Source organism: Pseudomonas sp. SDT291_1_S447 (genome assembly GCF_054070155.1).
In genome coordinates this window covers 26,489-35,489 of the sequence record NZ_JBSVXS010000058.1, presented here as the reverse complement: position 1 = coordinate 35,489, position 9,001 = coordinate 26,489, and the positions used below count along the sequence as shown (strand labels likewise).

Genomic DNA, 9,001 nt, shown 5'->3' with positions numbered 1-9,001 from the left:
CCATTCAAATGTAGGAGTGAGCCTGCTCGCGATAGTGTTGTGTCAGTCAATTAATTTTGTCTGACACTTCGCTATCGCGAGCAGGCTCACTCCTACAAGGGTTTTGTGTTGAAGCTTAAGGCTTGGCAGCGGCCAGGATCAGCGCTTTCATCTCGGATACCGCGGACTTGAAGCCGACGAACAACGCATGCGCCACCAGCGCGTGGCCGATGTTCAGTTCGTTAATGCCCTTGATTGCCGCGACGGCTTCAACGTTGTGGTAATGCAAGCCGTGACCCGCGTTTACGATCAAGCCTTGGGCCAAACCAAACGCCACGCCATCGGCAACGCGCTTGAGCTCTTCAGCCACTTCAGTCGGGGTTTCAGCATCGGCATAACGACCGGTGTGCAGCTCGATGGCTGGCGCACCGACGCGCTTCGATGCAGCGATCTGACGCTCGTCGGCATCGATGAACAGCGACACTTCGCTGCCGATCTTCGACAGACGCTCGACCGCGGCCTTGATGCGTTCTTCCTGCCCGGCGACATCCAGACCACCTTCAGTGGTCAGCTCCTGACGGGTTTCCGGGACCAGACAAATGTGCGCCGGGCGGATACGCTCGGCGAACGCCATCATTTCTTCGGTGACGCCCATTTCGAAGTTCATGCGGGTTTGCAGCACATCCTTGAGCAGAAGTACGTCACGCTCTTGAATGTGCCGACGGTCTTCACGCAGGTGCACGGTGATGCCATCGGCGCCCGCCTCTTCCGCGTCCAGTGCAGCCTTGACCGGGTCCGGGTAGCGCGTGCCACGGGCCTGACGCAGGGTGGCGACGTGGTCGATGTTCACGCCAAGAAGAATGCGATTGCTGGTGGTCACGGATGCGCGCTCCTGAAGGAAAAGATTCGGCGCACAGCATACACGGGGCTAGGGCTTGCGAAACAGCTCGCGACTGACGAGAGGCCGACCGCCCAAGTGAACAGCCAGTGCCTGACGCATCAAGCGCTTGGCAGCAGAGAGAGCGCCGGGAGCGGTCCAGTCGGCTTCGGCCATGGCCAGTAGTTCAACGCCGTTGAACAGGCCGGGTTGCAGCAGGAAGACTCGCTCCAGGCCCGCATCCACTTGCAGACGATAGAGACCATCTGGCGCGACGGGCTCGCCATGGACGTCGGTATTCAACGAAAAGCCGTAGCCGAGATCGTCCAGCAGTCGCCACTCGAAGGAGCGCAGCAATGGCTCAAGCGGTCTACCTTCAGCTAATGCCAACAAGGTTGCGGCGTAGTGATCGAACACCGCTGGATGCGGATCTTCGGCAGGCAGCAAACGGATCAGCAACTCATTGAGATAGAGACCACTGAACAGCGCCTCGCCGTTGAGCCACGCCGAAGTGCCAGAACTCTCCATGCGCCCGACATTCTTCAACTCACCCTTGCCGCGGAACTCCACTTCCAGCGACACGAACGGCCTCGCCAATGTCCCGGCCTTGCCCCGCGCACTGCGCAACACCGCCCGCAGCCGACCTTGCGGCGTGAGGAAATCCACCAACGCGCTGGTTTCGCGGTAGGCGCGACTGTGCAGAACGTAGGCGGGTTGGGCGGGAGGTGGTGTTGAGGACATGGAGCTCTCATTGATAAAAACGCGGTTCTATATTCACCCCAAAACCAATGTGGGAGCGAGCTTGCTCGCGAATGCTGGGTGACAGTCAACAAATATGTCGGCTGGCACTACGCCTTCGCGAGCAAGCTCGCTCCCACAGGTTTCTTCGGTGTTGCGACAACCGCGTTTTTACAGTTCGCCGTAACCCAGCGAACGCAGCGCACGCTCGTCGTCGGACCAGCCGCCCTTCACCTTGACCCACAGGTTGAGCATGATCTTGGAGTCGAACAGCAGCTCCATATCCTTGCGCGCTTCGGTGCCGATGCGCTTGATGCGCTCGCCCTTGTCGCCAATGATGATCTTCTTCTGGCCGTCACGTTCAACGAGGATCAAGGCGTGGATGTGCAGGGTTTTGCCCTGCTGCTTGAACTCTTCGATTTCGACGGTGATCTGGTACGGCAGCTCGGCGCCCATCTGGCGCATGATTTTCTCGCGCACCAGTTCAGCGGCGAGGAAACGGCTGCTGCGGTCAGTGATCTGGTCTTCCGGGAAGAAGTGATCGTTCTCCGGCAGATGATCAGCGATAACCTTTTCCAGCGCTTCGAGGTTGTGCCCGTGCTGCGCGGAAATCGGAATGATCTGCGCGTTCGGCAGTTGTTCCTGCAACCAGCTGAGGTGTGGCATCAGCTCGGCTTTGTCTTCGATGCGGTCGGTCTTGTTCAGCGCGACGATCAGCGGGCCGGTCACATACTGCACGCGCTCCAGAACCATCTGGTCCTCGTCGGTCCACTTGGTGCGATCAACCACGAAGATCACCACGTCGACGTCTTTCAACGCCGCCGAAGCGGTTTTGTTCATGTAACGGTTCAGGGCCTTTTCGCCACCCTTGTGCATGCCGGGGGTGTCGACGTAGATCGCTTGCACGTCACCTTCGGTTTTGATCCCGAGCATGTTGTGGCGAGTGGTCTGCGGCTTGCGCGAGGTGATCGCGAGCTTCTGGCCAAGGATGTGGTTGAGCAACGTCGACTTACCGACGTTGGGGCGGCCGACGATGGCAACATAGCCACAGCGAGTTGCGTTTGTATCAGTCATTGCCATTCTCCACGCCCAGGGCAATCAGTGCTGCGGCGGCCGCTACCTGTTCGGCAATACGACGGCTCACACCCTGACCTCGGCTTTTTTCATTCAGTAAGACAACTTCGCACTCGACGAAGAAGGTTCGGCAGTGCGGCTCGCCCTGGATATCCACCACTTCATAGCGTGGCAGATCGCAACCGCGCGATTGCAAGTGTTCCTGCAAACGGGTTTTCGGATCCTTGTTGGTGTCGACCAGGGTCAGGCCTTCGAACTCGCCCGCCAGCCAGGCCAGAACGCGTTCGCGCGCCATGTCCATGCCGGCATCGAGATAGATCGCACCGATCAACGCTTCGAGGGCATCGGCCAGAATCGATTCGCGACGGAAACCGCCACTTTTCAACTCGCCGGAACCCAGTCGCAGGTAATCGCCAAGGTCGAAACCGCGGGCCAGTACGGCCAGCGTCTCACCTTTTACCAAACGTGCGCGCAAACGCGACAACTGGCCTTCGCGGGCCAGCGGGAAGCGATCGAACAGCGCCTCGCCAGCGACGAAGTTGAGGATGGCATCACCGAGGAATTCCAGGCGTTCGTTGTTGCGCCCGGCAAAACTGCGGTGCGTCAGGGCCAGCAGCATCAGCTCCTGATCCTTGAAGGTGTAACCGAGCTGGCGCTCGAGACGGCTTAGAGAAACGCTCACGGTTTACCCACGCTGAGTTCGTGGCTGGATTCCACTGCCATCGCCGGGATGCGGCGCAGGCCTGGGACAATTAACGCTGTGTTCAAAAATTAAATCCTGGCGATTGCGAAGCCGATTGTGCCGGCTCCAGAAATGCATTCGGCGCTGTGGTCAACAGCGCCGTGTGTGATTACTTGATCAGGCCAACCCGTGAAAAATTCGGCAGGTGACTGAGTTTCGGTTCCGGCCAGCTCATCCAGACCGCGAAGGCCTTGCCGACGATATTCTGGTCGGGAACCATGCCCAGCAGATCCTTGGGAATGTTCGGATCATCCCAGTAGCGACTGTCGTTCGAGTTGTCGCGGTTGTCGCCCATCATGAAGTAGTGCCCGGCGGGGACTGTCCACGAGCGGTCCGGCGTGGCGCGGTAGCGGCTCATTTCCTTGCGGATCAGATGCTCGGCGGCGCCCAGTTTCTCTTTGTACAGCTCGGCGCTGCCGAGCGTGCCCGGTTCGGCACCGACCATCTGCTCGGCAATCGATTCGCCATTCACAAACAGACGTTTGTCAGCGGTATAACGCACCGTGTCGCCCGGCAGGCCGACTACACGTTTGATGTAGTTGACGCTCGGGTCGCTCGGGTAACGGAACACCATTACATCGCCACGCTGGGGGTCACCGACTTCGATGATTTTCTTATCGATCACCGGCAGGCGGATCCCGTAAGAAAACTTGCTCACCAGAATGAAGTCGCCGACGTCCAGGGTCGGTTTCATCGAGCCGGACGGAATCTGGAACGGCTCCACGAGGAACGAACGCAGCACCAGTACGATGAACAACACCGGGAAGAACGACTTGCCATATTCAACCAGCAGCGGCTCTTTGTTCAGTTTCTCGACTACCACGACATCGGGCTGGCTGACACTGCCTTGATAAGAGGCAATGGCCGCCCGGCGACGCGGCGCCAGGATCAACAGATCAAGCAACGCCAACAGGCCGCAGACGAACACGGCGATGACCAGCAACAGCGGGAAATTTAGTGACATAGGACCTAACTATCCAACCTGAGCACTGCGAGGAAGGCTTCTTGTGGAATTTCCACGTTGCCGACCTGCTTCATGCGTTTCTTACCGGCCTTTTGCTTCTCGAGCAGTTTCTTCTTACGGCTGACGTCACCGCCGTAGCATTTGGCCAATACGTTCTTTCTGAGCGCCTTGACGGTTGTCCGGGCAACGATCTGACCACCGATGGCGGCCTGAATGGCTACGTCGAACATCTGACGAGGAATCAGTTCTTTCATCTTCTCGGTCAACTGGCGACCTTTGTAGTGCGAGTTGTCACGGTGCACGATCAATGCGAGGGCATCGACCTTGTCGCCGTTGATCAGCACGTCCAGTTTCACCAGATTAGCCGATTGGTAACGGTCGAAATGGTAATCCAGCGAAGCATAGCCGCGGCTGGTGGATTTGAGACGATCGAAGAAGTCCAGGACCACTTCGTTCATCGGCAGGTCGTAAGTGACTTGCACCTGATTGCCGAGGAACAGCATGTCGACTTGAACGCCGCGCTTCTCGATGCACAGGGTGATGACGTTGCCCAAGTGTTCCTGCGGCACCAGAATGTTGGCGCGCACGATCGGCTCGCGCATGTCTTCGATCGACGACACATCCGGAAGCTTGGATGGGTTGTCGACGTAAATCGTTTCACCGGTTTTCAGCACCAGCTCGAAAATTACCGTTGGCGCCGTGGTGATCAGGTCCAGGTCGTACTCGCGCTCGAGGCGCTCCTGGATGATTTCCATGTGCAGCATGCCGAGGAAGCCGCAACGGAAGCCGAAGCCCAGTGCGTCGGAGCTTTCCGGGGTGTATTGCAGCGACGAGTCGTTGAGTGTCAGCTTCTGCAGCGCTTCGCGGAAATCCTCGAAGTCGTCGGAGCTGACCGGGAACAGACCGGCGTAAACCTGTGGCTGGATGCGTTTGAAGCCTGGCAGCACTTCAACGTCCGGGGTCGAACTCAGGGTCAGGGTGTCACCGACAGGTGCACCGTGAATGTCCTTGATACTGGCGATGATGAAGCCCACTTCGCCGGCCTTCAGATCTGAAGTAGCGGTGTGCTTCGGGTTGAACACGCCAACGCTGTCGACCAGATGGATCTTGCCGGTGGACTTGACGAGGATCTTGTCGCCCTTCTTTACGCGGCCATGACGCACGCGCACCAGGGAGACAACGCCCAGATAGTTGTCGAACCAGGAGTCGATGATCAACGCTTGCAGCGGATCTTCGATGTTGCCGGTCGGCGCAGGAATGGTGTGCACCAGACGCTCGAGCACCTCGTCGACACCCAGGCCGGTCTTGGCGCTGCAGGTGACGGCGTCGGTGGCGTCGATGCCGATGATCTTCTCGATCTCGTCCTTGACGCGATCGGGATCGGCCTGTGGCAGGTCGATCTTGTTCAGCACCGGCATGACCTCAAGGCCCTGCTCGATAGCGGTGTAGCAGTTGGCTACGGACTGGGCTTCTACGCCTTGACCGGCGTCGACCACCAGCAAAGCGCCTTCACAAGCAGCCAGGGAACGGCTGACTTCGTAGGTGAAGTCGACGTGGCCCGGGGTGTCAATGAAGTTCAGCTGATACTTGATGCCATCTTTGGCCGTGTAATAAAGGGTGACGCTGTGGGCCTTGATGGTGATCCCGCGTTCACGCTCCAGATCCATGGAGTCCAGTACCTGGGCTTCCATTTCACGCTCGGCCAGGCCGCCGCACATCTGGATGAAGCGATCGGCCAGCGTCGACTTGCCATGGTCAATGTGGGCGATGATGGAGAAATTGCGGATATGACTCAAATCACTCACGGATCAACACTCAAAAAGGCTGCAGGCATAGCCCGCCGAAAAATAGCCGGGAATTGTACCTGATACACGGCGCAAGCGTCACGCTCACCTGTCACCCGGATTGCATGCAAAAACGCCCCGATCTGTCGACCGAGGCGTTTTCAAGGTTTGAAGCACAGGTCAATCGCCTGTCATCAACCGGCTCTTCGCAGCAGCCAGACACCCGCCAGCGCACAGACACCGGCCGGCACCAGCACCGCGAACAGCGGCGAGAAACCGAACACCAGGCTCGACGGGCCGAGCAAATCCTGGACGATACGGAAGGTGAAGCCCACCAGCACGCCGGTGAACACCCGCTGGCCGAGGGTCACCGAGCGCAGCGGGCCGAAGATGAAGGAGATGGCCATCAACACCAGCGCGGCGGTGACCAGCGGTTGCAACACCTTGACCCAAAATGCCAGCCAGTAGCGACCATTGCTCAAGCCCTGCTCGGACAAATAGTGGATATAGCCCCACAGACCGCTGATCGACAGCGATTCCGGGGCCATGACCACGGTGCTGAGCAGTTGCGGGCTCAGGGACACGTCCCAGCGCTCGGTAGGCGTATTCACGACTTCAGTGCTGCGCTCATTGAATTTGGTCGTCGCCACATCGGTGAGCTGCCAATGATTGCCATCGAACTCAGCCTTTTTGGCGAAGCTCGAACTGAGCAGATGGCGCTCCTTGTCGAAGTGATAACGGGTCACGCCATACAGCAGGCCGTTCGGTTGCACGGCGTTGATGTGAATGAATTCCTCACCCTGACGGTGCCACATACCGTGCTTGGCGCTTTGCGCGTCGCCGCTGCCCTGCGCCAGCGAGCGGTTGGCCTGGGCCATGCTTTCGGTCGCCGGAGCGACGTATTCGCCGATCAGCACGCCAGCCAGCATCAGCACCAGCATCGGCTTCATGACCGCCCAGACGATACGGCCGATGGACACACCGGCAGCACGCATTACAGTCAGTTCGCTGCTGCTGGCCAGACTGCCGAGACCGATCAGGCAACCAATCAATGCGGCCATCGGCAGCATCTCGTAGAGACGACGTGGCGCGGTCAGCAACACGAAGCTCAGCACATCAACGAGGGTGTAGGTGTCGCTAACGTCGCCCATCTCGTCGATGAAGGCGAACAAGGTCGCCAGACCGAGAATGATGGCCAGCACGGCGATGATCGCCATGAACACGCTGCTGCCGATGTAGCGGTCGAGTTTAACCACGGGCCACCTCCAGCGCAGCGGAGCGACGGCTGGCCATCTTCAGATGTAGCGGCTCCCAATAGAGCAGGCCGAGACCGATGATCAGGAAGATCGCATGCACCCACCACAGGCCGAGGGCCGGCGGGATCTTGCCCTTCTCGAGGGCGCCGCGGGCGGCAATCAGGATGGTCAGGTAAGCCATATAAAGGAGAATCGCCGGCAGCAACTTGAGGAAACGCCCTTGGCGCGGATTGACTCGCGACAGCGGCACCGCCATCAGGGTCACGATAAATACCAGCAGCGGCAGGGACAAACGCCATTGCAGTTCGGTTTTCGAGCGGATGTCATCGCTGCCCAGCAGAGACGAGGTCGGCATGGCGTCACGGTCGGTGACTTCTTCGCTGACGTCCGGCTTGGGCAACAGCACGCCGTAGGTTTCGTAATGAATGGCGCGGTAATCGGCCTGACCCGGGCTGCCGTCATAGCGATAGCCGTTATCGAGGATCAGATAGCGATTGCCGTCGGGGCGCACTTCCTGACGACCGCTTTCGGCCACCAGCACGGAAATCCCGCGATCCTTTTGATCGGCACCGAGGTTTTTCTGCGAAATGAATACGCTGCCCAGATTGACGCGATCATCACTCAGGGTTTCTGTGTAGGTCACCCGAGTACCGTCACGCAGGGCCTGGAAACGCCCCGGCTCGAGGGTATCGAATTCAGTCAGCGCGTCCTGCTTGTTCAGCAGCAACTGGAATTGATTGGCGCCTTGCGGGGCCAGGCCCAAGCTCAGCCACGCCACCACCAGTGCAACCAGCGTCGCCGGAAACAGGGTCATGCGAAACAGCTTCTGCTGGCTCATGCCGGTGGCCGAAAGCACTGTCATCTCGCTTTCCAAGTACAGGCGACCGTACGCCAGCAGGATCCCGAGGAACAGGCCGAGCGGCAGAATCAGTTGCAGGAAACCCGGCAGACGAAAGCCCATGATCAGGAACAGCGAGCCCGGATCGAGCTGGCCGGCAGCGGCCTGTGCCAGATATTTGATGAAGCGACCGCTCATGATGATGACCAACAGCACGGCACTCACGGCGCTGAGGGTCAACAGGACTTCGCGGGACAGATAACGGAAGACGATCAAACCAGACACTCCAGGGTTGTCAGGCTAAGGCGGCCAAACAAGCAAACACATCGACCGGCCCGCAACGCAGAGCCGTCGAAAAAAGATGCGGCATTATCCTGTGATTGAGGGCGCCTGTCACTGCGCACACTCATCCATGTCTGTAATCCTTTGCAGATCGTACAACCTAGGGGGCGTTCTCAATTAGTTTTCACACCGCGCCGGGTCTGCTGTTGTGCAGGGCAAGGCGCGAGAAGCGTGGTTTGGTCATTCCAAATAAGCTTCGAGCAACGCAGCCCTGCACAACAGCAGGCCCGGCCCTTCGGGTTGTGCCTTAAAGCCGGCCAGTCTGCGTTGCAGGCCTTGGAAAGGGAACAACCATTCCCAGCGGCCTGCGCCTTGTCTGGCTGGCTTTAAGGCGACAACGCGGTGTGAAAACTAATTGAGAACACCCCCTAGGGTTGTCAGGTGCGGGGAGCGGGGTTCAAACTGCG

General features: G+C 59.0%; 8 protein-coding genes. All 8 read right to left on the bottom strand.

What is annotated here, in order from left to right; genetic code table 11:
• Positions 1 to 115: 115 nt before the first annotated feature.
• The 8 genes from pdxJ to lptF all read right to left on the bottom strand — a co-directional run bounded on the left by pdxJ (position 116) and on the right by lptF (position 8,528).
• A complete protein-coding gene (gene pdxJ, locus ACW9IR_RS18115) occupies positions 116 to 859 on the bottom strand; it encodes a pyridoxine 5'-phosphate synthase (protein ID WP_016986101.1) in 744 nt (247 codons plus the stop codon).
• 48 nt (positions 860 to 907) lie between these two features.
• On the bottom strand, positions 908 to 1,597 hold the full coding sequence (recO, locus tag ACW9IR_RS18110) for a DNA repair protein RecO (protein ID WP_110719095.1): 690 nt from the start codon (positions 1,595 to 1,597) through the stop codon (positions 908 to 910).
• Positions 1,598 to 1,765: 168 nt separating this feature from the next.
• Positions 1,766 to 2,668: a GTPase Era gene (gene era, locus ACW9IR_RS18105; RefSeq protein ID WP_457464486.1), complete on the bottom strand. Its 903-nt coding sequence runs from the start codon at positions 2,666 to 2,668 to the stop codon at positions 1,766 to 1,768.
• Complete coding sequence (rnc, locus tag ACW9IR_RS18100) at positions 2,661 to 3,350, bottom strand: ribonuclease III (protein ID WP_016986099.1); 690 nt, start codon at positions 3,348 to 3,350, stop codon at positions 2,661 to 2,663. The genes era and rnc overlap by 8 nt, the downstream gene beginning before the upstream one ends.
• Before the next feature lie 169 nt (positions 3,351 to 3,519).
• Entirely contained in the window at positions 3,520 to 4,374 is an 855-nt protein-coding gene (gene lepB, locus ACW9IR_RS18095) for a signal peptidase I (protein WP_095119368.1), read from the bottom strand.
• A 5-nt stretch (positions 4,375 to 4,379) separates the two neighbouring features.
• A complete protein-coding gene (gene lepA / locus ACW9IR_RS18090; RefSeq protein ID WP_038357686.1) occupies positions 4,380 to 6,179 on the bottom strand; it encodes a translation elongation factor 4 in 1,800 nt (599 codons plus the stop codon).
• Positions 6,180 to 6,352: 173 nt separating this feature from the next.
• Complete coding sequence (gene lptG / locus ACW9IR_RS18085) at positions 6,353 to 7,414, bottom strand: LPS export ABC transporter permease LptG (protein WP_102900609.1); 1,062 nt, start codon at positions 7,412 to 7,414, stop codon at positions 6,353 to 6,355.
• On the bottom strand, positions 7,407 to 8,528 hold the full coding sequence (gene lptF, locus ACW9IR_RS18080; RefSeq protein ID WP_457464483.1) for an LPS export ABC transporter permease LptF: 1,122 nt from the start codon (positions 8,526 to 8,528) through the stop codon (positions 7,407 to 7,409). Before lptF ends, lptG begins: the two co-directional genes overlap by 8 nt.
• Positions 8,529 to 9,001 lie beyond the last annotated feature (473 nt).

Bases quoted from the DNA above. Each gene is read 5' to 3' on its own strand.
- recO (WP_110719095.1), bottom strand. From the start codon at position 1,597: ATGTCCTCAACACCACCTCCCGCCCAACCCGCCTACGTTCTGCACAGT.
- era (WP_457464486.1), bottom strand. From the start codon at position 2,668: ATGACTGATACAAACGCAACTCGCTGTGGCTATGTTGCCATCGTCGGC.
- lepB (WP_095119368.1), bottom strand. From the start codon at position 4,374: ATGTCACTAAATTTCCCGCTGTTGCTGGTCATCGCCGTGTTCGTCTGC.